Here is a 26,376-nt window from a genome sequence, read left to right on the forward strand (position 1 = left end):
GGCCGTGGTCATTCGAAGAAACTAGTGTGCTTGCGCGTGATTCGGGACCTGACGTTGAAGAATGAGGTCATGAGCCGCGCCGCACAGTTCAGTGTGGGAACACCGCGGGTGCTGGTGGTCGAGGACTCCGAGACCATCCGCGAAATGGTCAGCGAGGCCTTGGCCGATGTCGGATACCACACCGAAACCCGTTGCGACGGAGAGCGATTGGAAGAAGATCTGGACGGCTTTCGGCCCGATCTGGTGGTGCTGGACGTGATGTTGCCGGGTCGCGACGGTTTCGCGCTCATCGATGTCATCCGCGGGTGGGGCGACGTTGGCATCGTCATGATCACCGCCCGCGACGGCCTGCCTGACCGGTTGCGCGGGCTGGACAGCGGAGCCGACGATTACGTGGTCAAGCCGTTCGAACTCGCCGAACTGGTGTCTCGGGTGGGCGCGGTGTTGCGTCGCAGGGGCCAGCTGCCAAGGGCCGTTCAGGTTGGCGACCTGATGCTGGACGTGGACGCCGGTGTGGCCACGCGCGCCGGACGTCCGCTTGAGCTGACCGCCACGGAGTTGCGGCTGCTGGATTTCCTTGTGCAGCAACGTGGTCGGATCGTCAGCGCGTCTCAGATCCTCAACGCCGTGTGGGGCTATGACGCCTACGATCCAAACCTGGTGCAGGTGCACGTCAGCGGGTTGCGCCGCAAGCTCGAGGCCCACGGGCCGAGGATTCTGCACACCGTCCGCGGCATCGGCTATCGACTGCAACCGCAGGTGTCATGACCACACCTGACCAGGGCCCCACGACGCCGACGCCGTCCTTGCAGTGGCGGGTAACGCTGCTGGTGGTAGCCCTGCTGGCGGTGTTGTTGGTGGTACTGGGTGTCGTCATCGACGTCAGCCTGGGCCTTCAGGCCCGCCGCAGTCTGCACGATCGCCTCGTCGCCGCCACCTCCCGCGCTGACGCGCTGGCCGCCGACCACACGTCGCCCGAGTTGCTCGCTGCCGAACTCAACGGCGGCAGCGTGCGCGCGTTGCTTGTGATGGCCGACGGTACGACTTACGGCGATTCTTCGATCAGCCCCGATACCCAGGCTGGGCCCACCGTCCCGCCTCCGCCGTATCCACGTCCGGGTCCGCACCATGGGCACGGTCCTATTCCCGGACCTGGCCCCGGCCCCGGGCCGGGTCTTGGGCCCGGCCCTGGTCCTGGTCCAGGTCTTGGCCCGCCACCGCCGCCACCGCCGCCAATGGGTGGTACCGCGATGGTGGTGGTGCACCCCGTGCCGGACGGCGCCCGGCTGATTCTGGTCGCCGACACCACGCAGACCACCCAGGTGACCCGCCAGTTGCGTCAACTGATGATCGGTGCCGGGCTGGCGACCTTGGTGGTCGCCGCGTTGTTGCTGATAGCGGTCAGTCGGGCAGCGTTGCGTCCTCTGGACCGGCTCACGACGCTGGCCCGTGACATCGCGGTCGGCGATCGTGGCCGCCGTCTGCGTCCCGAGCGCACCGATACCGAACTTGGCCGTGCCGCAAGCGCTTTCGACGAGATGCTAGACGCCTTGGAGGCGTCGGAGTTGAAGGCGCGGCAGGCGGCGGAAGCGGCGCAGCGCGCCGAGGAGGCGACCCGACAATTCCTGGTCGATGCCGCCCACGAGCTACGCACCCCGATTGCCGGCATCCAGGTCGCCGCGGAACAACTCGTCAACAGCGCCAACCAGCACGATGCCGACCCCGCCGCGCGCGGACAGTACCGCAGCGCCAGCCTCCTGCTGTCCGACGCCCGACGCGCGGGACGACTGGTCGCCGACATGCTGGACCTGAGCCGGATCGACGCCGGACTTCCGCTGGACCGGCAGCTCACGGATCTGGCCGCACTTGTAGACGCCGAAGTCCAGCGGACGGCCATGTTGGCGCCGCAGGCGACGGTGACTCGGACCGGTCCGGACGCACTGGCCGCCGTTGTCGACTCGACCAGGGTGGAGCAGATCTTGTCCAACCTGCTCGACAACGCCCGCAGGCATACGCCCGAGGGCGGTTCGATCACCGTCGACCTCAGTGCCGACCGTGGCGTTGCCGAAATGACGGTCACCGACACCGGCCCCGGCGTACCCGACGACGAGCGCGAGCGCATCTTCGAGCGACTGGTACGCCTCGACGCCGCGCGGGCCCGCGACCACGGTGGCGCTGGCTTGGGTCTGCCCATCGCCCGCGCGCTGGCCCGCGCGCACGGCGGTGAGCTGGTGTGTCTGCCGCATGACGGTGGTGCGCGATTCCGGCTGACCTTGCCCCTGGGGTGAAGCCGTCCGCGAGCCTGAAGATTTGCAGAAAAAGTTCGAGTGCGGACCTGCAGGGTTACAGGCTCGCGCGTTACGGCACGGCCAGCGTCAGGCCCCACGCGTCGAGCCACGGCCGCACCAGTTCGGCAACCGAGAAGGTGGCCGGAATCGAGCACCCAGGGTTGGGGTCATTCGGTCGCCCGCCGCGAATGTGAATGCCGACCGCGGCCACGCTGCCGTCATCCTGAATGAGGTAGACCGGTCCGCCGGAATCCCCACACTGGCTGCCCGCCAAGAACACCACCTTGCTCTCGGTGATGTCGGTGATCTGTCCGCACAAGGCCTGGCCGGTCTTCATGCCAAATTTGCACAGCTGCTGGCCGATGCGCAGGTCAGCCGCGACACCGTTGACGGGCAGCGAACCGGTGACGGCGGAGGTGCGCGGGACTTTGTCGGGATCGAGCACGACGAGGCCGATGTCGTGATCTTCGCCGCGCGCGCCCTCGCTGACCGTCTGGTTGAACGTGCCGACCGTCGGATAAATATCCGAACCGGCGTTCATGCTCACCTTGCTGGCCTGACCGGGTTTGTTGCAGTGGCCGGCGGTGAGTACCCCGGTCTCGCCGGCATTCGTGCGCACCAGGAAGCCCGCGGTGCAGCCCATGCCGCCGGTGCCGTCGGCGTAGGTCACCGCAATGGCGGTGCCGGGTCCGATGGCGCTGGCGGGGGGAAGTTCGACGGGTGGCCTTACGGGCTTGACGAGCCTGGCCGGCAACCAGAAGGCCGCGACAAAGCCCGCCGCGCAGAACAGCGCCACTACCGACAGCCGCCAGCTGTAGGTGCCCCGAGTGCCGCGGCGCCGGGCCAGCAACGGCCACGCTGCTACCAGCAGGCACAGCCCCGCCCCGACCACAAGCATGGCCATGCGGGCCTGCACCGATTGGGAACCCAAGCCGCTCAGCTAGCGGGTTGTCTGTGCTGGTGGCGGTAGGTCCGCACTTCGAATAGAAGGCCCGCAAACCCGAGCGCTCCCGTGCACACTGACACCGCAAGAAGCCGTGGGTCGACGGCACCGGTGAGGGCATCGCCGAGGATCACCACGGCCGCGGTGCCGGGCACCAGGCCGGCGAAGGTGGCCAGCAGGTACGGAGTCACCCGGACCGCCGACGCACCGGCCGCGTAGTTGATCGCGGAGAACGGCACGGCCGGGATCAATCGCAGCGACAGAACGGCCGGCCAGCCCCGCTCACGCAGGCGCTGGTCTAGGGCGTGGACCGCCTGGTGGTGAGTCAGACTGTGCAGCCGCCACCCCGCGACCCGCACCAGCAGCATCGCGATCACCGCGCTCGCGGTACTGGCGCCCACCGCGATCGCCACCCCCAGTGCCGGGCCGAACAGCAGACCGGCGGCCAGGGTGAACGCCGTGCGAGGGACCGGCACCACGGTCATGACGATGTGCGCCCCAAGAAACGCCAGCGGGAACCATGGGCCTACCGCTTTCGACCAGTCGCGCATCTGCACTGCCGTAGGCAGCGGAACCAGCAACGCCACCGCTACCAAGACTGTGATTCCCACCACGAAGCCCAGCACCCGCGGTCGGGAGACCCCACGCGCGGCCACTCCGAGCGCGCCGGCGAACCCGCGCGCCCGATCAGTGGCTTTGCACAGGACAGGGGCAGTCACGGCATTCAAGGGTACGGGGCGAAAATGAAAGTCTTGTGTCCTTAGGCTGGCGTTTCTTGTCACACCGAGGCGTCGGGACGCCAACCGGGGCGGTAAATTCCGGATGCGCAATCAACTAGCCTTATTAGTAAATTGCAGTCCGGAAACAACGTGTCCTTGCTGCGGAAATAGGAGCAGTCGGTGTCCATTGATGTACCCGAACTCGCCGACCTAGAACAGGTTCGCGGGCGTTGGCGCAGTGCGGTAGCTGGGGTGCTGGCCAAGAGCACTCGTACGGACCCAGCCGAACTGGGCGACGAACCCGAGCAGCGCCTGAACACGCCCACATATGACGGCTTTTCCATCCGGCCGCTCTACACGGTCTTCGATGAACTGCCCGAACCGCCACTACCGGGCGAATGGCCCTTCGTGCGCGGGGGCGACGCAGTGCGCGACGTCAAGTCCGGCTGGAAAGTCATCGAAGCTTTCCCGCTGCCCGGGCTGGCTACCGCCGAAGCCAACGAGGCGCTGTTGGCCGCTCTCAATGAAGGTGTCAGCGGGCTGCTCGTCAGGGTGGGGGAGCGCGGTGTGGCCCCGGACCAGCTGGGGGCGCTGCTCCAAGGCGTGTACCTGAGCTTGGCGCCGGTGATCCTGGACGCGGGCGCCCACTACACATACGCCGCGGACGTGTTGCTGGGCCTGTCCGGTGAGGTGGAGGCCGACCAGCGCGCGACGGTATCGATCGACCTGGGCGCCGACCCCCTGACCGCGACGTTCAGCGAGCGCAACGCCCCGGCCATCGAGGACGTCGTGGCCGTCGCCGCCCGCGCCGCCGGTCAGCAAGGGGTGCGGGCCATCACCGTGGACGGACCCGCATTCCACAACCTCGGCGCCACGGCGGCGTGGGAGCTCGGGGCCACGATCGCGGCCGCGGTGGCTTACCTTCGGCTGCTCACCGAATCCGGACTGCCGATTGGTGACGCGCTGCAGCAGATCAGCCTTCGGCTGGCCGCCGACGACGACCAGTTCATGACGCTGGCCAAGATGCGCGCGGCTCGTCTGCTGTGGGCACGCGTCGCCGAGGTGGCGGGTGCCCCGGATCGGGGCGCCGCAGTCGTGCACGCCGAGACGTCGCTGCCGATGATGACCCAGCGTGACCCTTGGGTGAACATGCTGCGCTGCACGCTGGCGGCGTTCGGGGCGGGAGTCGGCGGTGCCGACACGGTGCTGGTGTACGCGTTCGACGTGGCCATCCCCGGCGGCTGGCCAGGAACGGCGACCAGCTTCGCCCGCCGGATCGCCCGCAACACCCAGCTGCTGTTGCTGGAAGAGTCCCACGTCGGTCGCGTGCTCGACCCGGCCGGCGGCTCGTGGTTCGTCGAAGACCTGACCAAAGAGCTCGCCGAGCGGGCCTGGGAGCACTTCCAGGCGATCGAAGCCCGCGGTGGCTTCGCCGAGGCGCACGACTGGCTGGCCGGTGAGATCGGCGAGATCGCCGTGCGGCGCGCGGATGACATCGCGCATCGCCGCATCGCGGTCACCGGTGTCAACGAATTTCCAAACCTGGGTGAAGCCCCACTGCCGCAGGGCGACTCGTTGGGCCGCGCCGGGCACGTGGTGCGCTATGCCGCCGAGTTCGAAGCGCTGCGCGACCGGTCGGACGCCTACCTGGCCAAAGAGGGCAAGCGGCCGCAGGTGCTGCTGCTGCCGTTGGGCCCACTGGCCGAGCACAACATTCGCGCCACGTTCGCAACAAACCTGTTGGCCTCGGGCGGTATTGAGGCCGTCAACCCCGGCACCGTAGACGCCGCGGGCGTGGCCGATGCCGTCGCTGAAGCCGGCTCGTTGTCCGTCGCGGTGATCTGCGGTACCGACAAGCGCTACGCCGACGAGGCCGGCAACGTGGTACGCGCAGCGCGCAGCGCCGGTGTTGAGCGCGTGTACCTGGCCGGACCGGAGCGGGCAGTTGGGGAGGCCCAAGACCGGCCCGACGATTATCTGACCGCGAAAATCAATGCAGTCGAAGCCCTTTCGGAACTGCTGACCCGGTTGGGAGCCTAAATGACCGCCACCGTTCCCTCGATCGGCAGTTTCGCCGACGTACCGCTGCACAGCGAGCGCCCCACCAAGCCGCCCACTGAAGAGACGGTGCAAGAGCATGTGGAGGCGGCCGCCAAGGCCCACCAGTACACGCCTGAGGAGTCGGTGTGGCAGACGCCGGAAGGCATTGACGTCAAACCGGTTTACATCGCCGCGGACCGTCGTGCGGCCGAGGCCGAGGGCTACCCGCTGCACACCTTCCCCGGGGAGCCACCGTTCCTGCGCGGGCCCTACCCGACGATGTATGTCAACCAGCCGTGGACCATTCGGCAATATGCCGGATTCTCCACCGCCGCGGAGTCCAACGCGTTCTACCGTCGCAACCTGGCTGCGGGTCAGAAGGGCCTGTCCGTGGCGTTCGACCTGGCCACCCACCGGGGTTACGACTCGGATCATCCTCGCGTGCAGGGCGATGTCGGAATGGCCGGTGTGGCAATCGATTCCATTCTGGACATGCGTCAGCTGTTCGACGGGATCGACCTGTCCTCGGTGTCGGTGTCGATGACCATGAACGGCGCCGTGCTGCCGATTCTGGCGTTGTACGTGGTCGCCGCCGAGGAGCAGGGTGTGCCGCCGGAGAAACTGGCGGGGACCATCCAGAACGACATCCTCAAAGAGTTCATGGTCCGCAACACCTACATCTATCCGCCGAAGCCGTCCATGCGGATCATCTCCGACATCTTCGGCTACACCAGCGCCAAGATGCCGAAGTTCAACTCCATTTCGATCTCCGGCTACCACATCCAAGAAGCCGGTGCCACAGCCGATTTGGAGTTGGCCTACACGCTGGCCGACGGCGTCGAATACATCAAGGCCGGTCTGGACGCCGGACTGGACATCGACAAGTTCGCCCCGCGGCTGTCGTTCTTCTGGGGCATCGGGATGAACTTCTTCATGGAAGTCGCCAAGCTGCGGGCCGGACGGCTGTTGTGGAGCGAACTGGTGGCCAAGTTCAACCCCAAGAACCCCAAATCGCTTTCGCTGCGCACACATTCGCAAACCTCGGGATGGTCGCTGACGGCGCAGGACGTGTTCAACAACGTCGCACGCACCTGTATCGAGGCGATGGCCGCCACTCAGGGGCACACCCAGTCGTTGCACACCAACGCGCTCGACGAGGCACTGGCGTTGCCCACCGACTTCTCCGCTCGCATCGCGCGCAACACGCAGTTGCTGTTGCAGCAGGAATCCGGCACCACTCGACCGATCGACCCGTGGGCGGGTTCCTACTACGTCGAGTGGTTGACCCATCGGCTCGCGCAGCAGGCCCGCGCCCACATCGAGGAGGTCGCCGAGCACGGCGGCATGGCCCAGGCGATCAGCGAGGGCATTCCCAAGCTGCGCATCGAGGAAGCGGCAGCGCGCACCCAGGCCCGGATCGACTCCGGCCAGCAGCCGGTGATCGGGGTCAACAAGTACCAGGTCGAAGAGGACCACGAGATCGAGGTGCTCAAGGTCGAGAACAGCCGGGTGCGCGCCGAGCAGCTCGCCAAGCTCAAAGAGTTGCGGGAAAGCCGGGACAACGCGGCGGTCGAGGCCGCGCTGGCGGAGTTGAGTCGTGCGGCTGCGGCTGAAAACCCGGCCGGCGGCCGGACTGATCCCGACGGGCTGAGCAATAATCTGATGGCTCTGGCCATCAACGCGGCCCGGCACAAGGCGACGGTCGGCGAAATCTCCGACGCGCTGGAACGGGTCTGGGGCCGTCACCAGGCGGAGATCCGTACCATCGCCGGCGTCTACCGCGACGAAATCCAGGGAGGCGCCAACATCACCCCGCTCTCCAAAGCAACCGAACTGGTCGAGAAGTTCGCCGAGGCCGACGGCCGCCGGCCGCGCATCCTGGTCGCCAAGATGGGCCAGGACGGTCACGACCGTGGGCAGAAGGTGATTGCGACGGCGTTCGCGGACATCGGCTTCGACGTCGACGTCGGCTCGCTGTTCTCCACGCCGGAGGAGGTGGCCCGCCAAGCCGCGGACAACGACGTACATGTGGTCGGGGTGTCCTCGCTGGCCGCCGGTCACCTGACCCTGGTTCCCGCGCTTCGCGACGCCCTGGCCGAGGTGGGCCGCCCTGACATCATGATCGTGGTCGGCGGCGTCATCCCGCCCGGCGACTTCGACGAGCTGTACGAGGCCGGCGCTGCGGCCATCTACCCGCCGGGAACGGTGATCGCCGACGCCGCTGTCGGCCTGCTGCACAAGCTGGCCGAGCAGCTGGGATACACGCTGGGCTAATGCATATGGCGTTGATTCTGCGGCTATGGCGACAAATTGCAGGTCGACCGCGCCCTGAGCGCAGAGTCAACATCAGATGACGTCAAAAAACCTGGCCGACGCTATCCGCGCTGGTGATCGCGCGGCCCTGCCGCGGGCCATCACAATGCTCGAGTCGACGCGCGCCGACCACCGCGAGCGGGCCCAACAACTGCTGCTGGAGCTGCTGCCGGATTCCGGCAATGCCCACCGGGTCGGCATCACCGGGGTGCCGGGGGTGGGCAAGTCCACCACCATCGAAGCGCTCGGCATGCACCTGATCGAGCAAGGGCACAAGGTGGCGGTGCTGGCCGTCGACCCCTCGTCGACGCGCACCGGCGGGTCGATTCTGGGTGACAAGACCCGGATGGCCAGGCTGGCGACCCACCCGGATGCCTACATCCGTCCCTCTCCGACCTCGGGAACGCTGGGCGGGGTGGCGAAGGCCACCCGAGAAACAGTGGTGTTATTGGAGGCCGCCGGATTCGACATAATCCTGATCGAGACGGTCGGTGTCGGCCAATCCGAAGTCGCGGTGGCCAAAATGGTCGACACGTTCGTGCTGCTGACCCTGGCCCGCAGCGGGGATCAGCTGCAGGGCATCAAGAAGGGCGTGCTGGAACTCGCCGACATCGTGGTGGTCAACAAGGCCGACGGCGACCACCTACGGGAGGCGCGACTGGCGGCACGCGAGCTGACCGGGGCCATCAGACTGATTTATCCGCGCGAAACGCTTTGGCGGCCACCGGTTCTCACCATGAGCGCGGTTGAGGGCAGCGGACTGGCCGAACTGTGGGAGACCATCGAGCGGCACCGCAAGGTGCTCTCCGACGCGGGCGAGTTCGAAGCCCGTCGGCGCGACCAGCAAGTGGACTGGACCTGGCAGATGGTTCGCGACGAGGTCCTGGATCGGGTGCTGTCCCATCCGGAAGTACGCAAGGTGCGTGCCGAGGTGGAACGCCAGGTCCGGGCGGGGGAATTGACCCCGGCGCTGGCGGCTCAGCAAATTCTGTCAGTCGCGACGCAATAACGGAAAGGTAAATTAATCAATGTTTGCCACCGGTTATCAGAAACATTTAGTAAATTCGACGCCGTGACGGTAGACATCGGAGTCAATCGCCGCGCGGACCCTTCCCACGGTGCCCCCGACGCAGGGCATGGTGTGTTCGGCGCTGCGGACTCGCACTTTGCTTGCGTCGTTCGTGCCTTCTCCACCATGTTCCCCGGGCGCCGGTTCGGCGGCGGGGCGCTGGCGGTCTATCTCGACGGCCAACCCGTCGTCGATGTCTGGAAAGGGTGGGCTGACCGGGACGGGGAGGTGCCCTGGTCGGCAGACAGCGCCCCCATGGTGTTCTCGGCGACCAAGGGTATGGCCGCCACGGTCATCCACCGACTGGCCGACCGGGGGCTGATCGACTACGAGGCACCGGTTGCCGAGTACTGGCACGAGTTCGGGGCCAACGGCAAATCGGAGATGACGGTTCGCGATGTCATGCGACACCAGGCCGGCCTCTCCGGGTTGCGCGGAGCGACTCAAGAAGACTTGCTGAATCACGTTGTTATGGAGGAGCGGCTGGCCGCAGCGCCTCCCGGTCGCCACCTAGGCAAACCGGCCTATCACGCGTTGACGTTCGGCTGGCTGATGTCGGGCTTGGCCAGGGCGGTCACCGGCAAGGACATGCGGGTGCTGTTCCGCGAGGAGCTCGCCGAACCGTTGGGCACCGATGGCATCCATCTCGGGCGCCCGCCAGCGAACGCCCCGACCCGGGCGACCCAGATTGTCATGCCGCAGGACATTGCTGCCAATCCGGTCCTGACCTCCGCCGTTCGAAAAATCGCCCATCAGTTCTCCGGTGGCTATCGGTCCATGTACTTCCCGGGCGTCATTGGGAGCGTCCAGGGCGACACGCCGATGCTGGATGCGGAGATACCGGCGGCCAACGGTGTCGTGACGGCCAGGGCGTTGGCACGGATGTACGGCGCACTCGCCAACGGCGGCGAGATCGACGGCACCAGGTTCCTGTCCCGGCGACTGGTGGCTGGCCTGACGGGCGAGCGGATGAGGCAACGGGATCGCAACCTGGTTCTGCCGCTGAATTTCCACCTGGGTTATCACAGCTTGCCGTTCGGCAACGTGATGCCGGGCTTCGGTCACATCGGATTGGGCGGCTCGATCGGCTGGAACGACCCGGACACCGGTGTGGGTTTCGCGCTGGTGCACAACCGGTTGCTGACGCCGTTGGTGCTGACCGACCACGCCGCCTCCGTTGGTCTCTTCAAGCTGGTCCGGGAGGCTGTGGCGAAGGCGCGCAAGCGCGGGTACCGGCCGGTGCACGGGTTGGGAGCGCCGTATTCCGAGCCGGACGCCGTCGCGGGCTGAGTTTTCAGCGTTTTTAGCGGGGCCCGTGCGTTTGGAGGTACAGCGCGGGCCCGTCGGGCAGTCGGCCGCTCGCCGAGAGATCAAGCAGTGCGGCCATTGCTTTGGCGGTGTAGACGGGATCGAGGTCGAGTTGCTCGGTGTCGTGCGCGAGGCGTAGTGCCTGCTCGCCCTGCTTGGTCGGGTGGCCGTAGCCGGTGCCGAGCCAATCGCGTAAAAGCGTGAGACGGCTTGGCGCCAGGCTTGCGGACGGCAGGTTCGCGCCGCGGTCTCGGAGCAGGCGGGCTGCCCGTTCAGCCAAAGTGGTGATGGCGCGGTGGTCGAGGCGCAACTTGTCGTTCACGACGACGCCTATCACATGGGTGTCGGCGAGACCGGCGAGACCGAGCCCTAGATAAAGCCCGGCGACCGTCCCGCCCGACCCGACCGCGGTGACGATGGACGACGGGGTCGGCATGGTGCCGGCCTGAACCTGCGCGGCGAGTTCGAACGCCGCCTCGACGTAGCCCAGCACTCCCAGCGGTGAAGATCCGCCCGCCGGAAGCAGGTAGGGCCGGCGATGCCGCACGTAGAAGTAAGGGGCAGCCGCCACCGTGCGCGCCTTGGTGCGAGTGAGGTAGATGTCCGCTCCGGACGCGCGCAGGCGTTCGAGCTGTGCTTCGACGTGGTCATCGCGGGGCTGGTCGATGAGCGCAAGAGCGGTGTGGATGCCGAACTCGCGGGCATACAGTGCCGTCGCCAGGCCCCAATTGGTGCCGAGCCCGCCGAAGGTCAAGATCGTGCTGCGGCGCTGTTTCTTGACGTCCGGCAAGAGCCACTCGAGCTTGCGGATCTTGTTGCCGCCCCAGCCGCCGGTGCCGTACGCGCCGTCGTCCTTGACCCAGATTGGCTGGGTCATGCTGAGGTGCGACAACGCACGCAGGGGAGTGGGCCCGTCGCCGAGGCGGACGTGGCCGAGCGTCTCGCGCAACTCGGGGAAGCGCTGGTGCAGATAGGCCGTCATGCGGCTTATTGCGAGGGAGCTAGTTTGCGGCTTTGGTCGCGATCACGATGTCCTGGAAGCTCAGGTGTTCCTTGCGGCCGCTCCAGGAGCCGAAGCGCAGCGGTTCCTGAATGGTCAGGCCGCGCTGCTCATACAAGCCCCTGATGTAGTCGACGGGGAAAGCGATACCTTCCTCCGGACGTTTCGTGTGGATCGTGCGGTACCCGTCCCGTTCGTACTGGAAGTTGTGCACGCCCTTGCCGGCCGCGGTGAGGGCCAACGCCTCATCGTCGAGCAGGAAGTAGGTGCACAGGCTACGTCCGCCCGGCTTGAGCACTCGGACAATCTCGTCCAGGTAGTGCTCCACGTCCGGCGGGAACATGTGGGTGAACACCGAAGTCAGGAACACCACGTCGAATGAGGCGTCGGGATAGGGAAACACGAAGTCCAGCGACTGGTACTTGCCCTTCGGGTTGTAGAGCGAGTTGTAGATGTCCGCGACTTCGAATTCGAAGTTGGGGTGCGATGCCGTGATGTTCTCCTTGCACCAGGTGATCGCCTTCTCCGAGATGTCGAAGCCCGCGTAGCGGCCTTGTGGGCTCAGGTAACCGGTCAGCGGTAGCGCCATCCGCCCCGACCCACAGCCGACGTCGAGCACCGCTTCGTCTGGTTTCAGCCCGCACAGGTCGATGAGGTAGCCACGGAACTCGGCCCCGACCTCCTCGTAAGCGCCGCCCACGAATCTCTGCAGCGACTTGGGGGGCAACTTTTCACCGGACGATCCGTCCGCTGACGAACGCTTCGAGCCAGGCAGGATGCTCTGCAGGAATCGCTTAATGATGCCCCCTTGGGTTGTCGGCCGCGCTTGAGTATAGGGATTGCACCCTGTTGGTGACCGACGTTTGGAGCAGTGGGCTTCGGTTTTAGGACTCGTCGAGGCGGAAGCCAACTTTCATGGTCACCTGAAAGTGGGCAACCGCCCCGTCCACCAGATGACCCCGAACCGACTCGACTTCGAACCAATCCAGTCCGTGCATCGTCTTGGCCGCTCGGGCCAGTCCGCTCTTGATTGCGGCGTCGATTCCATCGGGCGAGGTTCCGACAATTTCGATCACGCGGTAGGTGTGATTGCTCATCGTGTCCCCTTTAGGTGCTGGTATCGCGACCCTATCCGGGCCGAGGATCGATCCAGGGTTTCGAACGCGGCGATTTGCTCCCGGGTGACGATGAGGGGGTCGGCGCCGTCGTGAACGCGGCGTTCCCAGTCGATTGTCCACGTCACGGCATCGCGGAAACCGAGTCGATTGCGCCAGCCGAGTTCGGTTTGTGCCTTGGTGGCATCGAGAGCCAGCAGGTGTGCCTCGTGCGGGTGGTCACCGGGTTGGTTGTCCCAATGCGCGCCGCCGCCCCATAAGTCGGCGGCCAATGTCGCCACCTTGCCGACTTCGACGAAGCTGTCGCGGCCAGGTCCGATGTTCCACTGGTCGACGCCGGAGCCGGCCAGCAGCGCGTCAGCAATAGTGAGGTACCCATTGAGGCAGTCGAGCACGTGCTGCCACGGGCGTACCGCGCGCGGGAACCGGAGCAGAGGTGCCTGGCCGGTTGTGTAGGCCCGCACCAAATCGGGCATCAGCCGCTCGCGACTGACGTCGCCACCGCCGATGACGTTGCCGCCGCGAGCGATCGCGGTAGGGCAGCCGGGAAAGCTGTGCACCCAGGACTGTGTAAGCAGATCGGCCATCGCCTTCGAGGCGCTGTAAGGATCGTCGCCACCGAGTGGGTCGGTCTCGACGTAGCCGGCCTCTTGATTGATGTTGCGGTAGACCTTGTCGGTGGTGATGACGACGTGGGCGCGCACGGACGGGGCGGCTGCGACGGCTTCGAGCACGTTGAGGGTGCCCATGGCGTTGGTCTCGTACGTATAGCGCGGGTTTCGATACGACTCGCGGACCAACGATTGCGCGGCCAGGTGGACCACGACGTCGGGAGCTGCTGCCTGTATTGCTTCGATCGTGGCGCTCGCGTCACGGATGTCGACGCGAAGATCCGACACAAGTTGCTCAGCGAGCCGTGCCCGCTCGAAAAGGCTGCCCGGCTCCGGATCAAGGGCCATGCCGGACACAGTGTGGCCGCGGCTGAGCAGTAGCAGCGCGAGCCAGGGCCCCTTGAAGCCAGTGTGTCCGGTGACCAAGTAGTGCACAGTTACCTCGGGGGCGGGGTGCACGCAGCATGAGAACGCCTCGCCGCGAGATGGCTCGGGCGAACCACTTCAGAGCTGTCGTACGAAGAGTCAGTATCGAGTCGTGAAATCAGATCTCCTCAAGCAAGTTTCGGTGAAAAGCAAATATTATGCGGTCGCGGTGATAGCAGTTGCGGGATGGTCGCGGCGTTGCCGACGCAATCAGCGCTGCTGTGCCCGAATTGTCTCAGCTGTGGTTCTACCGATGATTGGGCGATGGCTTCGTGCCCGGTAGTAATTGGGTGCTGGGGGTGAGGATTGTTTACCCTTCCAAGTGATTGAATTCGGTGCTGCGAGTTGACATTTGCTGACTTCACAGTGAGCGTCGCTGGTCAGTTACTGGCTGCGCTAGCGCGACCAAATGGATGGCGATTCCTACCAGTGGACCGCACAACAGGGCGATGACAGTACGCGTCTCGAGTGCTGTCGGCAGCAGCAAGAGCAACGTCGATGCTGCGGTTGCACCGACCCAGCCGAGGGAGTAGGCGCGATGCAGTGCGGCCGCGACTGTCGCGGCGCCGGTTAGCGACAGCATGGCGATGGCTACGGCTGCCGCAGTCAACCAGGCCATCAATGGACCGCTAGCGACATAATCAGCGCCGAATCCGGCACGCAATAACCAGGGGCCGATAAGGCCAGCGGCCAACACTCCGACCGCTCCAATCCCGACGATGACCGCCGCCGGCGCGAGGAGTGCTCGAATGCGTTCGGTCCGCTGATCAACGAAATGAGCGATGAGATTGCCCTGCATCGCGCTCAACGGCACCAATAGCGGTGCGCGTGTCAAGGTGACGGCCAGGATGATCACACCACCGCGGGTTCCCAACTGGTCAGAAGTCGCCTTGAGCAACACCGGAAAGCCCATTACCAGAATTGCGCTGGCAAGAGCGGCAGTAATCGAATGAGCGGCCCCGTGCAGGAACCTCATGGTGCTTTCGGGCGCTAGTAACCGTGCCGCGGCACGCGCTGTGGGCGAGAACGCAAGAAGGAGCAGCCACGCCCCTGCGCCTGCGGCAGTGGCCCACAGGAACCCCGATAGGCCCCATCCCATCGCGACCGCCGCCAGCGCGACCGTCAGTCGGATGACGGCGTCGGTCACCATCAACGCCCCGTACTGTGTCCACCCGTTGGCGCCGGCGAGTGCTCCCAGAAGTGCCGCTTGAAGGCAGAACCCGGCCAATCCGGCACTGAGTAGCCACACGGACAACTCCCGCGGCTCGGCGAATATTTGTCGGCTCCACAGCGGCGAGGTGCCCGCAATCACGATGGCTGCGACACTGCCGATCATCCAAGCGACGCGCAATGGGTGCGTGCACCGGTCCGCGGAGATGCCGCTGTACCGTGTCATACGGATCTCTCGGGTCGTCACTTGGAGGAGGCCGTTTGCCGCGCCGGTCGCAACACCGAGTGCTCCCCAAAACACCCCGAATACCGAAAAGCTAGCCGGAGGCATGTTCCGGGCCGCTAGATAGATGACTGCGTAGACGCAGATTGCCGTCAGCGCGGTTGCTGAGCCGACACGGGCGACGCTGCCCCGTGCGACGGCTCCGGCTGAGGCTGAGGGATCGCCGACCTCATTCATCGCCAGCACGCATATCGATCGCGCAATTCTTGTCTGTGCGGGTGAGTCATGACTGATCGGCGTCGTAGGCGCGGTTGATCAGCAGCTGCGAGGCTCATGAGTGATTGGTGGAAGTTGGTCAGCGGAAACCTCCGCACACTGGCTGAGTGAACCGAGTTGTCGATGGTGCACGTTGGCGGCGTTGTTCAGGATGAGGCTGTGTTCGTCAAGAGTAAGCGATTGGCACGGTTACCCGAGCGAACGATGAACTTCTGATTTTGGAGCCTTGCGTTCGGGGCCAGCCAATCAAAATCCCGTGGTACGCATTCGCCCTCGTTCGAGATGGGATACCCACCGAGCTTTTGATCTTCGATGCGTCACGTCGAGGCAGTGGCGAGTTCGGTGTGGTGGCCAGATCGATGGTGCCCTGGCGCCCTGGGCCGCTTGGGCGTGCGACCGGCTGGGCCCGAGCAGCGTGACTGGCCACTGCATGTTAGCGTCGCTGCCTGAGCCTCTCCGCCGTCATCTCGTTCATCGCGGCGGGAGGGATCCTGCCATACCGCCGCGACCTCGGAAGATGCATGAACTATTTGGATTCGCCTGCGGCTACCAACGGATTGCGATATGAATTCACGCGATGACCATTCGCATCCCGTTCAATAAACCGTCAGTGGTTGGGTCCGAGCTGACGTATGTGGGCCAGGCCGTCGCGGGCGGACATGCCAGCGGCAATGGCCCCTTCACTGCGCGGACCGAGGCCATGCTGGAGAGAACTTTTGGTGCGCGCCGGGTGCTGTTGACTACGTCCTGCACCTCCGCGCTTGAAATGGCTGCGCTTCTTTGCGATCTCCAGCCGGGTGACGAAGTGATTATCCCGTCTTACACCTTTGTCTCCACAGCCAACGCATTCGTACTCCGAGGTGCTCGACCGGTATTCGTGGATATCAGGCCGGATACGCTCAATATCGACGAGCGACTCATCGAAAAGGCCATTACGCCGCGCACCCGCGCCATATTTCCCATCCACTATGCCGGGGTCGCTTGCGAGCTGGATGCAATCATGGACATTGCCCGCCGACACAATCTCTTCGTAGTGGAGGATGCAGCACAAGGCGTATTTGCCCGCTACCAAGATCGCTGGCTGGGCACTGTAGGTCATCTGGGTTGCTTTAGTTTCCACGAAACGAAGAATTTTTCATGTGGCGAGGGCGGTGCACTTGTCATTAACGCTCCGGCCATGGAACAACGTGCAGAGATACTTCGAGAGAAGGGCACGAACCGTAGCCAATTCATTCGCGGCCAGGCTGACAAATATACCTGGGTAGATCTAGGGTCGTCCTATCTTCCTTCCGATATGCTCGCCGCATTCTTACTAGGCCAGCTTGAGAATATGGAAAAGATAACGCGGCGGCGTGGTGAGATATTCGACCGTTATGCCACTATTCTGGCCCCGTTGGTGGAGCGCGGCTTGATCCGGACCCCGGTGGTGCCGCCGCATTGTTCTACCAACTATCACATGTTCTATTTGCTAACCAACGACATCGAGGAGCGAACGGCGCTCATCTCGCATCTGCGCGCAGCCGGAATCCTTGCTGTGTTCCATTACGTCCCGCTGCATTCCTCGCCGTACGCGCAGTCGCTCGCTTTGCCACCGACAAATTTGCCAATAACGGACGACATCAGCGCCCGGCTGGTCAGGCTACCAATGTATTTCGACCTGACCGACGATGAGGTCGAAGAAGCGGCTAGTGCAGTGCTGGATTTCTATCAAACCTATCCATCCTCAGACCTATCTCGCTCCGCAGCGATACACCGCCATGACACTTGATGTTCCAAGCCTCGCCCCCGGTCTTGAACGTGGCGCAGACGGCATCTGGTTCGCACCTCGGCAGGCCCCCGTGTCGTACCCCAAACACGGTAACGCTTCCTGCCTGCAGATCGAGGACCGCTCATTCTGGTTTCGCCACCGGAACCGCTGTATCGCGAGCGTGGCACGCCGTTTCCGACCCGAGGGCACGCTCGTTGATATCGGTGGCGGCAACGGGTACGTCTCGAAAGGGTTAATGGAGGCGGGACTCGACTGTGCGCTGTTGGAACCAGGCATCGACGGAGCGCTGGCTGCACGATCGCGGGGCATCGACCCGGTAATTTGCGCTCGGCTTGAGGACGCTGGCATCGCTCCCGGTAGCATCAGCGCCGCCGGCATGTTTGACGTACTGGAACATATTGAGGATGAAGCGGGCGCCCTGCGGCAGGTCAATGCGTTGTTACGACCAGGAGGCCGGTTCTTTTTAAGTGTGCCAGCATACGCATTCTTGCACTCGGCAGAGGATGTCGCTGCGGGGCATTTTCGCCGCTACACACTGCGAACGCTGGCTCGTGCGCTGACGGCAAGTGGGTTCACGCTAGAATATTCCACATATTTGTTTGCTCCTCTGCCGCCGATTATATTTCTGCTAAGGACGCTGCCCAGTCTGCTGAGGCTGCGGCGCCCAGAAGACGAGGAGTTGCACGCGTCTGAGCATGTGCGTGAAGGGATTTCCGCACGTATGATGGACCGGCTACTCGACGCCGAGGCGCGGCGTATCGAGCTAGGGGGAACCATTCCATTTGGCACTAGCTGCTTTGTTGTATGCACAAAGGACTGAACGTTGGCCTCTGAACGGACGCACGGTTTATATGCGGCGCTGAAAAATCCAACACTGTACGAAACCGTGCAGCGAATCATGGGTGCAGAAAGAGGCCGTGAGTATTTTGCCCAACAATTTGTCCGCGCCCAGCCTGGAGATCGTGTCTTGGACATCGGTTGCGGGCCGGCGCATCTGCTGGCGCACCTGCCAGATGTGGAATACATAGGCTGGGAACCCAACGCCGCCTACGTAGCCACGGCGCGCAAGACCTATGGTGACCGGGGCACATTCCATGTAGGTCTTTTTGGGCCCGAGGATGCGCGCTCGCTGCCTCCTGTCGATATCGCGATCGTTTCGGCGGTGTTGCACCACATGGACGACGCTCAAGCGAACGAATTATTCGTGCTGCTACGCCAGGTCCTTAAACCAGGTGGGCGCGTGATCACCGTCGATAATGTGTTCATAAAGCGACAAAATCCAATCGCGCGACTAATCATAAGTCTCGATCGGGGTCGGCACGTGCGCACGCCAGAGGGTTATAAAACATTGGCCAGACGCGTGTTCTCGCAGGTTGAAGGCACGGTGACCACTAAAGCATTTCCACCTTACACATACTTTTACATGACGGCGCAATAGCGATATCAAGAGGTCGCAGAAAGGATCACGGTCATAGATAAGCTCATCGCACTAGCCCGCTTGGCCGGCGACGACGCCCAATGCGTGGTGTTCGCCACAGCAACTCCTGCGTGTAGTCTCGACCAATTTGCATACGCGGACGGTGCATCGGTGCGTAGGCAGCTATCAAGACTTTTTGACTTGCCATGACATCTACATCCTTGTCCCAGCACGCCGAAGCTCAGCTTAAGGTGAGCATTGTTATTCCCGCATACAGGTCTGAAAAGTCGCTTCCAGTCCTATTGCAACAACTGTTTGACGTAGGGAAAACGAACGACTGGGATTTACAGGTTGTCGTCATCGACGATGCGAGTCCAGACGACACATGGGCGGTTCTGAAGCGAGCAAAGGAAGTGTACGGGACCAAGCTTCGCATTGCTCGTGTTTTTACCAATGGGGGACAACACCGGGCCATTCAGGCTGGATTTACCCTGGTTACCGGCGACATCGTCGTGACGATGGATGACGATCTCCAGCACCGTCCGGAGGACGTTGTCAACCTGGTGGACGCGGTGTGTTCAGGTTACGATCTCGCCATAGGGAGCTATTCTCAAAAAAAACACAGTCAATTCCGCAACACGGCGGGCGGTTTCATCGACCGGCTAATTAAACGCATCTTCAAGCTTCCGCCATCGTTTGAGCTCACTAGCTTCCGGGCAATGAAAAGATCAGTGGTTGAAGGAGTGCTAGCGCAAACCAGTGAGCGGCCATATATAACAGCAATGCTGCTTGCTAATTCTTCCAATCGGCTAAATGTCCCTGTTGTACACAAACGACGCGCCCACGGTAGTTCAAATTATACGCTGGCTAGAAGCTTGTCCCTAGCCGCGAGTCTCATTTTTTCCTATTCTGCATATCCAATCGTATTTGTGGCTGCCCTCTGTGCCCTCGCGTTTAGTTTTTCTGCGGCATTGGGGGTGGGAACGATTTGGCGGGCAGTGACTGAGAACATAGGTGTGCCAGGGTGGGCGAGCCTGGTCGTGGTTACCACTTTCTTCAACGGCCTCATCCTGTTGGCGCTACTGGTGTATGGAATCTACCTTTCCAGGATTTACCTCACCGTCGTTTCAGGTCGGTTGAGCAACCGGCTGGCCGAGATAGATTAGACACGCTATGACTAAACACCAGACGCTCTTGGTACTTGGCGCCTCTAACTATCAATGTCAGGTCATCAGTCGCGCCAAGCAAAGAGGCATACGCGTCGTCGTAGTTGATTGGTCGGCGGAAAATCCTGGGCATTCGATCAGTGACGAATCACATGTCATCAGCACAACTGATATTGACGCTGTACTAGAGGTTGCCGAGCAGTCGAAACTTGATGGAATCATTTCGCCTGCGACCGATGTCGCCGTTGTGACGCAGGCCATCGTAGCCAACGAATTAGGACTTTTCGGGCCGCCGCCGGCGGCGGCGCAACTGCTCACCAGCAAATCCGCGTTCTTCGAGCATTTAGACGAGGCCGGCTACGCGGTCCCTCCGTTTGAGGTACTAACGTCGTCCAGGAAAAGCTTTTCCCCGCCTGCTAACCCGTGCATTGTAAAGCCAGACGATTCTTCGGGCAGTAAGGGTGTGGCCCTGATTGACGATCCGCTCCAGGTGGTACCCGCCATCGACCGGGCGTTGCAGTACTCGCGGTCTGGGCGTGCTGTGGTCCAACAGTACGAGCAAGGGTTCCAGGGGACCGTGGAGGGGTGTCTTGTCAATGGCGAAATCGCTTTTTCTTTCGTCACCGAAAGACATCTTCCCCCTCTCCCGGTTGTCGCCACCGCGGGGCACACAGTTCCGTCCGGTCTATCTCCGGCGCAATCCAAACGTGTGGTGGATGACGTACGCAAGATTCTTACTTCGCTCTCGATCAATACCACGGTATTCGACGCTGATTTCGTGTGGAATGCCGATGAACCAAAGTTTTTGGAGCTCACTCCCAGGATTGGGGGTAACTCTCTGAGTCAACTCGTCTTCTACCACTACGGTGTGTCTCTGATAGATATCGCTATTGATCTGGCATTGACCGGCACGGTATCGGAGATCAAGCCACAACCCTACGCCGGCACATCTAAGGTAGTGATATTGCATTCGAACCGAGGGGGGCGACTGGAATATGAACTGTCTCGGCTCGCTGCCGCGTGTGAAGTTGACGGGATAAAGCGTATGGTTCTCGATTGGGATCCTGGAACGGTCGTGTTTCCATTTGTTAACGGTCAGCACCGCTTTGGTGAGATTATTGCACAGGGGCGGACACCAGATGCTGCTGACCTTGCCATTGAACGGGCGTGCAAAGAAATTGCATTGCGGATATTGTAAATTGGAGATCGCTTTATGCTGACACGTGGTATCTGGGCGATGCTCAAGAACAGGCATCGACGGACCGAAATCTACGCTCAGTCCGCCTATTGGGACGCCAAAGCCGTCGATTACTCAGGTGAATCTATCTCGCTATGGCCCAATAAGTCGTTGAGTCGCTTGTACGCCAAAGAGCATCGGGATGCTCTCGAAAGGCTCGCTGCACCACTCGAGGGTGCAAAGGTACTGGATGCAGGTTGCGGTACGGGACGGCTCGCGAGAATGCTCGCGGAGCGTGGTGCATCCGTGGTGGCTATCGACTTTTCTGAGCAAACACTGCGCGAAGCGCGCAGGAACACCCCTTCATCGCTTGATATCAAGTTCGAGCTGTGTTCAATGTTCGAACTCCCTTACGAGGAAGAGTTTGATTGGGTCATGAGTTGGGCGGCTGCCACTATGGCGTGTCAGACGCGGGGTGACTTTCAATCGGTGCTGCGGAGATTTTATAGGGCTTTGAAGCCTGGCGGCGCAGTGTTCTTTCTCGAACCGTTCCATTCGAACTTCCTCCGTAGAACTTTGCGATTATCGTTCGACCAGGTGCTGGAAGACCTTCGAAGTGCAGGATTTGTGATAAGTCACAGCGAAGAATTTCACTTCTGGCCGATGCGACTGGCACTCAGTTATTTCGACCTTCCCCCGGGCCTGACCGGTCGCGGGTATTCCGTGGGTCGACGGTTGGAGCGGTCATTCCCCAATGCGCACTGGGGAGACTACAAGCTAGTTGTAGCGACCAAGCCAGAGCGGCCCGGAGTGATTGAAGGCTCTTGACCCGGACTCTTGAGATAGGTGTGGCCCAGTTCCACTACTTGCCAGACCGTGCATGGCGTTACGTGACTCCACCTGCAGGGCTAGGCGTTTCGGAATGCAAAGCGCTCTCATCGCCGAAACTAGCCGGCCTCCGTGCGTACGAAACGATGATCGCCGCGCACGCTACCAGCCACAAAATGGGCACCCAGGTCACTGACGTCGAAACGAGCGTTGTGTAGCCCATGATCCCTCTAGCCCCGAACTGCTCATAAATCGGTACATCGAACGGCGGCCCTGGCAGGGCGATGTGGACAATGCCTAGTGCTGCAGCGAAGCTCAGGCAAATACCTATCACGCGGCGACCGTGGGCTCCGGTTGCTGGCCAGTTGAATATTCCCGTACCTGGTGGTCCATCGGGGGCCCGCACAATCAGCGCCGCGACCGGCAACACGAACACCAAGTAGTAGTAGGCAGAATAAGCGGGAGAGAACGTAGCGGTAGCCAGCAACACGATACCCACCATGGGCGGCGGAATCCGCCGACCTAATGACAGTACTGCGATGACCACAACGACTAGTACGGCAAATCCGACCATCGTCCGCGGACCAGCAAGGAAATCTCCCGGAATCTTCCCCCCGGTTTGGTAACTCTTGATGCTGTCCGGAATCAGCATCAGCGCTCGGCCGAAGGACACATTCCGTGTGTCATGAAGGCCACCGAAGGAATTATTGAACTCGACGATGTTATGGATCGACTGCATGATGGTCCCAGGGAAGCCTTGCGGCCACAGCAGAAAAGCGAAGACATTGGAGATGGCGACGCCGACGATCCCTATGCCTGCCCACCGCCATTGTCTGGCTGCCAGCAATACCGCCCCCAATACTGCGAACTGGGGCTTTATCAGAACGGCGAGAATCACCATCAATGTGACAAGGCCCCACCGTTGCCGTATCAACGACACCAAGAACACCAGTGCGATCGGGACTATGAATCCCGTCGAATTACCACGGTCGAGTGCGCCCCACCCCGGGATGGCGGCGACGCCCAATGCTACAAAGACCACAATCCGCTCGAGCCCTTGAGCTCCTCGGGCGGCCCAGATTGCGGGCGATAGCACAGCGGCTGCCAGACCCACTAGATAAGTAACCAGCCCCAAACGCGGTACACCTAGCAAATGCGCGGGAAATGCAAACAGCATGTATGGGAGGCGCGCTGGCGCCCAAGTTCCCATTGCGGTCGGCCGATAATCGGGAGGCAGGGCGATCAGATAATCCGCGGGCTTGGGTTGAACCCCTGCGGTCGCGATCATGGCGTAGTCGCTGAAACAGTGCCGTCCGATCCTTTCCCAATCAAGAAAGCAGTCCTGTGGCGCCAAGAGAAGAGTGGAAACCACGTCAACCGAATAGCACTGAATGAGGACGTACGCTGTGACTGCGGAAACCGCAGATGCAAGCAGGATGGTACCGAGCAAGAGGGTGCGCTCGGATTGTGAGGTAACCACGGAAAGCCGTTCCCGGGACGGCGTAGCCACACCACGCAACATCTCGAGAGGTCGATTCATTTGGATTCTCCTCCCCGGTTCTTGCGCGAAACGGTAGCAGGAACATGCGCGTCCAAACGCGGCTTCTCAGCCTGACCGCCTTCCGGCCCGCGCATTGCGGAACGGCAAGCAGCGACCGACATCTACTATGAAGCGACAGCAACGCCCCGGCGTTGAACAGAACGAGAGTGAGACGGAAACCAGTGAAACGAGCGCTCATTACCGGAATCACCGGGCAGGACGGCTCGTATCTCGCCGAACTGCTGCTGAGCAAGGGATATGAGGTCCACGGTCTCATCCGTCGTGCCTCGACGTTCAACACATCGCGCATCGATCACCTCTACGTCGACCCGCACCAACCGGATGCCCGGCTGTTTCTGCACTACGGCGACCTCATCGACGGAACACGGCTGGTGACGTTGCTGAGCACCATCGAACCCGACGAGGTGTACAACCTGGCGGCCCAGTCGCACGTGCGCGTGAGTTTCGACGAGCCGGTACACACCGGCGACACCACCGGCATGGGATCGATGCGACTGCTGGAAGCCGTCCGGTTGTCCCGCGTTCAGTGCCGGTTCTATCAGGCGTCCTCGTCGGAGATGTTCGGTGCATCACCGCCGCCGCAGAACGAGTTGACTCCCTTCTACCCGCGTTCGCCCTATGGCGCGGCAAAGGTCTACTCCTATTGGGCGACAAGGAATTATCGCGAGGCCTACGGGCTGTTCGCCGTCAACGGCATCCTGTTCAACCATGAATCACCGCGCCGCGGTGAGACATTCGTTACCCGCAAGATCACTCGGGCGGTGGCACGCATCAAGGCCGGCATCGAGTCAGAGGTGTTCATGGGCAACTTGGATGCCGTGCGCGACTGGGGATATGCACCCGAATACGTCGAAGGCATGTGGCGGATGCTGCAGGCGCCCGAACCCGACGACTACGTCCTGGCGACCGGACGCGGGTACACCGTGCAGGAGTTTGCGCAGACGGCGTTCGAACATGCGGGGCTCGACTGGCAGGAGCATGTGAAGTTCGATGAGCGTTATTTGCGGCCCACCGAAGTGGATTCGCTGATCGGCGACGCAAGCAAGGCCGCCGAAAAGCTCGGGTGGCGCGCCACGGTGCACACCGACGAACTGGCCCGGATCATGGTCGACGCCGACATCGCCGCACTGGAATGTGAGGGCAGGCCCTGGATCGACAAGCCGATGCTCGCCGGTCAGAAATGAGCTCAGACGTCAAGATGGATGCCGCCGTCGGTCCGCTCGACCGCAGCGCCCCGGTGTACATCGCGGGCCACCGCGGGCTGGTGGGATCGGCCCTGTTGCGTCGATTCCAGGCCGAAGGATTCACCAACCTCTTGCTGCGGTCCCGCGCTGAACTCGATCTGACCGATCGTGCCGCGACGTTCGACTTCATCCTCGAGTCACGACCCCAGGTCGTCATCGATGCGGCTGCCCGCGTCGGCGGCATCATGGCCAACAACACCTATCCCGCCGACTTTCTCTCGGAGAACCTGCAGATTCAGGTCAACCTGCTCGATGCGGCGGTCGCCGCGCGGGTGCCGCGGTTGCTTTTCCTTGGATCGTCGTGCATCTACCCGAAACTGAGCCCGCAACCCATCCCGGAGAGCGCACTGCTCACCGGCCCGCTGGAGCCGACCAACGACGCGTACGCCATCGCCAAGATCGCCGGGATCCTTCAGGTCCAGGCCGTTCGGCGGCAACATGGCCTGCCCTGGATCTCTGCGATGCCCACCAACCTGTACGGTCCGGGCGACAATTTCTCGCCGTCCGGGTCGCATCTGCTGCCCGCGCTCATCCGCAGATACGAGGAAGCAAAGGCCAGCGGCGCGCCGTCAGTGACCAACTGGGGCACCGGAACTCCGCGGCGTGAGTTGCTACACGTCGACGACATGGCCAGCGCGTGCCTGCACCTGCTCGAACACTTCGACGGACCGACTCAGGTCAACGTGGGCACCGGCATCGACCACACCATCAGCGAGATCGCCGAGATGGTCGCGGCGGCGGTCGGCTACACCGGCGAAACCCACTGGGATGCAAGCAAACCGGACGGCACCCCGCGCAAGCTGCTCGATGTTTCGGTGTTGCGCGCGGCGGGATGGCGGCCCGAAATCGAGCTGCGCGAGGGCATCGAGGCGACCGTGGCTTGGTATCGCGAACACGCAGAAACGGTTCGGCAGTGAGCGCGATGAAGCGTCGAGTTCGGAATCTACTGCGGCGCAATGGTATTGAGGTGTCGCGTTACTTTCCCGAGCTGGACTGGGAACGCAATTTCATGCTCCAACTGCAAGCGCATGGGGTAACCGTCGTCCTTGATGTGGGCGCGAACCTGGGACAGTACGCCACGGGACTGCGGGCGGCGGGGTTCACCGGCCGCATCGTCTCTTTCGAGCCGCTGTCCGGGCCGTTTGCCGTCTTGGAGCGCAGCGCAGCGAGCGATCCGCTGTGGGAATGCCGGCGCTGTGCACTTGGCGACGCCGACGGAACGATCTCGATCAATGTCGCAGGCAACGAGGGCGCAAGCAGTTCCGCGTTGCCGATGCTGAAACGGCACCAGGATGCCTTTCCTCCGGCGAACTACGTTGGCACCGAAGAGGTGCCGATACATCGACTCGATTCTGTGGCGTCGGAAGTACTACGACCGGGCGAAGTCGCCTTCCTCAAGATCGACGTCCAGGGATTCGAGAAGCAGGTGATCGAGGGAGCGCTTGCGACGATCAAGGACCGCTGCGAGGGCATGCAGCTCGAATTGTCGTTCCAGCCTTTATATGAGGGCGGCATGCTCATTCGCGAGGCGCTCGATGTCGTGGATTCCCTAGGCTTTACGCTCTCCGGTTTGCAACCTGGATTCACCGACCCGCGTAACGGTCGCATGCTGCAGGCCGACGGCATTTTCTTCCGCGGCAGCGACTGACCCCTGCGCGCACTGCCGTCAAAGAGTGCGTCGAGTTTGCGGCCCACGCACCGCGATCTTCGCTGG

22 protein-coding genes and 1 pseudogene are annotated in these 26,376 nt (G+C 62.7%); 15 read left to right on the forward strand and 8 right to left on the reverse strand.

Annotated features, from left to right (window positions below; genetic code table 11):
* Nucleotides 1-69 precede the first annotated feature (69 nt).
* Nucleotides 70-768, forward strand: a complete 699-nt coding sequence (locus G6N68_RS10915) for a response regulator transcription factor (RefSeq protein ID WP_163711547.1) — start codon at nt 70-72, stop codon at nt 766-768.
* The gene (locus tag G6N68_RS10920) at nt 765-2,288 is read left to right on the forward strand and encodes a sensor histidine kinase (protein WP_163711550.1); all 1,524 of its coding nucleotides are present in this window, start codon (nt 765-767) and stop codon (nt 2,286-2,288) included. Before G6N68_RS10915 ends, G6N68_RS10920 begins: the two co-directional genes overlap by 4 nt.
* 70 nt (nt 2,289-2,358) lie before the next feature.
* Here G6N68_RS10920 and G6N68_RS10925 read toward each other — a convergent pair whose 3' ends face one another.
* Both G6N68_RS10925 and G6N68_RS10930 read right to left on the reverse strand, forming a co-directional pair.
* Nucleotides 2,359-3,192, reverse strand: a complete 834-nt coding sequence (locus tag G6N68_RS10925; RefSeq protein WP_163711553.1) for a S1 family peptidase — start codon at nt 3,190-3,192, stop codon at nt 2,359-2,361.
* A 32-nt stretch (nt 3,193-3,224) separates the two neighbouring features.
* Nucleotides 3,225-3,950, reverse strand: a complete 726-nt coding sequence (locus G6N68_RS10930) for a TVP38/TMEM64 family protein (RefSeq protein WP_163711556.1) — start codon at nt 3,948-3,950, stop codon at nt 3,225-3,227.
* A 180-nt stretch (nt 3,951-4,130) separates the two neighbouring features.
* Here G6N68_RS10930 and mutA point away from each other — a divergent pair, with 180 nt between their 5' ends.
* From mutA to lipL, 4 genes are all read left to right on the forward strand, one after another.
* Nucleotides 4,131-5,990 carry a methylmalonyl-CoA mutase small subunit gene (mutA, locus tag G6N68_RS10935; RefSeq protein WP_163711560.1) on the forward strand — a complete coding sequence of 620 codons (1,860 nt, stop codon included), beginning with the start codon at nt 4,131-4,133 and terminating at the stop codon, nt 5,988-5,990.
* Nucleotides 5,991-8,264: a methylmalonyl-CoA mutase gene (gene scpA / locus G6N68_RS10940; protein WP_163711561.1), complete on the forward strand. Its 2,274-nt coding sequence runs from the start codon at nt 5,991-5,993 to the stop codon at nt 8,262-8,264. It begins immediately after the preceding gene.
* Nucleotides 8,265-8,340: 76 nt separating this feature from the next.
* Nucleotides 8,341-9,312: a methylmalonyl Co-A mutase-associated GTPase MeaB gene (meaB, locus tag G6N68_RS10945; RefSeq protein WP_163711565.1), complete on the forward strand. Its 972-nt coding sequence runs from the start codon at nt 8,341-8,343 to the stop codon at nt 9,310-9,312.
* Nucleotides 9,313-9,375: 63 nt separating this feature from the next.
* Nucleotides 9,376-10,662, forward strand: coding sequence for an esterase/beta-lactamase LipL (gene lipL / locus G6N68_RS10950; protein ID WP_163711568.1), 1,287 nt, complete (start codon nt 9,376-9,378; stop codon nt 10,660-10,662).
* Nucleotides 10,663-10,675: 13 nt separating this feature from the next.
* Here lipL and G6N68_RS10955 read toward each other — a convergent pair whose 3' ends face one another.
* The 5 genes from G6N68_RS10955 to G6N68_RS10975 all read right to left on the reverse strand — a co-directional run bounded on the left by G6N68_RS10955 (nt 10,676) and on the right by G6N68_RS10975 (nt 15,462).
* The gene (locus tag G6N68_RS10955) at nt 10,676-11,662 is read right to left on the reverse strand and encodes a 1-aminocyclopropane-1-carboxylate deaminase/D-cysteine desulfhydrase (RefSeq protein WP_163711573.1); all 987 of its coding nucleotides are present in this window, start codon (nt 11,660-11,662) and stop codon (nt 10,676-10,678) included.
* 19 nt (nt 11,663-11,681) lie between these two features.
* Nucleotides 11,682-12,380, reverse strand: a complete 699-nt coding sequence (locus G6N68_RS10960; RefSeq protein ID WP_240355434.1) for a class I SAM-dependent methyltransferase — start codon at nt 12,378-12,380, stop codon at nt 11,682-11,684.
* Between the two features lie 184 nt (nt 12,381-12,564).
* On the reverse strand, nt 12,565-12,777 hold the full coding sequence (locus G6N68_RS10965) for a dodecin (RefSeq protein ID WP_163711578.1): 213 nt from the start codon (nt 12,775-12,777) through the stop codon (nt 12,565-12,567).
* Complete coding sequence (gene rfbG / locus G6N68_RS10970; RefSeq protein WP_443093974.1) at nt 12,774-13,865, reverse strand: CDP-glucose 4,6-dehydratase; 1,092 nt, start codon at nt 13,863-13,865, stop codon at nt 12,774-12,776. The genes G6N68_RS10965 and rfbG overlap by 4 nt, the downstream gene beginning before the upstream one ends.
* Before the next feature lie 328 nt (nt 13,866-14,193).
* Nucleotides 14,194-15,462, reverse strand: coding sequence for a polysaccharide biosynthesis protein (locus G6N68_RS10975; RefSeq protein WP_163711581.1), 1,269 nt, complete (start codon nt 15,460-15,462; stop codon nt 14,194-14,196).
* Between the two features lie 616 nt (nt 15,463-16,078).
* Between G6N68_RS10975 and rffA the strand changes: the two genes are divergently transcribed.
* From rffA to G6N68_RS11005, 6 genes are all read left to right on the forward strand, one after another.
* Complete coding sequence (rffA, locus tag G6N68_RS10980; protein WP_205351304.1) at nt 16,079-17,269, forward strand: dTDP-4-amino-4,6-dideoxygalactose transaminase; 1,191 nt, start codon at nt 16,079-16,081, stop codon at nt 17,267-17,269.
* Nucleotides 17,259-18,089 carry a class I SAM-dependent methyltransferase gene (locus G6N68_RS10985; RefSeq protein WP_205351305.1) on the forward strand — a complete coding sequence of 277 codons (831 nt, stop codon included), beginning with the start codon at nt 17,259-17,261 and terminating at the stop codon, nt 18,087-18,089. The genes rffA and G6N68_RS10985 overlap by 11 nt, the downstream gene beginning before the upstream one ends.
* A gap of 3 nt (nt 18,090-18,092) precedes the next feature.
* Nucleotides 18,093-18,707 (forward strand): class I SAM-dependent methyltransferase, encoded by a 615-nt coding sequence (locus G6N68_RS10990; protein ID WP_163711588.1) that lies wholly within the window; start codon nt 18,093-18,095, stop codon nt 18,705-18,707.
* A gap of 200 nt (nt 18,708-18,907) precedes the next feature.
* On the forward strand, nt 18,908-19,852 hold the full coding sequence (locus G6N68_RS10995) for a glycosyltransferase (RefSeq protein ID WP_205351306.1): 945 nt from the start codon (nt 18,908-18,910) through the stop codon (nt 19,850-19,852).
* 7 nt (nt 19,853-19,859) lie between these two features.
* Complete coding sequence (locus G6N68_RS11000; protein WP_163711595.1) at nt 19,860-21,050, forward strand: ATP-grasp domain-containing protein; 1,191 nt, start codon at nt 19,860-19,862, stop codon at nt 21,048-21,050.
* A 15-nt stretch (nt 21,051-21,065) separates the two neighbouring features.
* Nucleotides 21,066-21,857, forward strand: a complete 792-nt coding sequence (locus G6N68_RS11005) for a class I SAM-dependent methyltransferase (protein ID WP_163711597.1) — start codon at nt 21,066-21,068, stop codon at nt 21,855-21,857.
* Nucleotides 21,858-21,978: 121 nt separating this feature from the next.
* On the opposite strand, the pseudogene G6N68_RS11010 reads toward G6N68_RS11005, so the two are convergent.
* Nucleotides 21,979-23,608: pseudogene (locus tag G6N68_RS11010) on the reverse strand (glycosyltransferase family 87 protein); the annotation flags it as partial.
* Between G6N68_RS11010 and gmd the strand changes: the two are divergent.
* From gmd to G6N68_RS11025, 3 genes are read left to right on the forward strand one after another with little or no spacing between them, the layout of a single operon-like run.
* The gene (gene gmd / locus G6N68_RS11015) at nt 23,580-24,602 is read left to right on the forward strand and encodes a GDP-mannose 4,6-dehydratase (protein WP_163711600.1); all 1,023 of its coding nucleotides are present in this window, start codon (nt 23,580-23,582) and stop codon (nt 24,600-24,602) included. The pseudogene G6N68_RS11010 and the gene gmd overlap by 29 nt on opposite strands.
* A gap of 14 nt (nt 24,603-24,616) precedes the next feature.
* Nucleotides 24,617-25,579, forward strand: coding sequence for a GDP-L-fucose synthase family protein (locus G6N68_RS11020; protein ID WP_163718454.1), 963 nt, complete (start codon nt 24,617-24,619; stop codon nt 25,577-25,579).
* A gap of 5 nt (nt 25,580-25,584) precedes the next feature.
* Nucleotides 25,585-26,310, forward strand: a complete 726-nt coding sequence (locus G6N68_RS11025) for an FkbM family methyltransferase (RefSeq protein WP_163718456.1) — start codon at nt 25,585-25,587, stop codon at nt 26,308-26,310.
* Nucleotides 26,311-26,376: the final 66 nt, after the last annotated feature.

This window comes from Mycobacterium bourgelatii, assembly GCF_010723575.1.
Lineage (GTDB): Bacteria > Actinomycetota > Actinomycetes > Mycobacteriales > Mycobacteriaceae > Mycobacterium > Mycobacterium bourgelatii.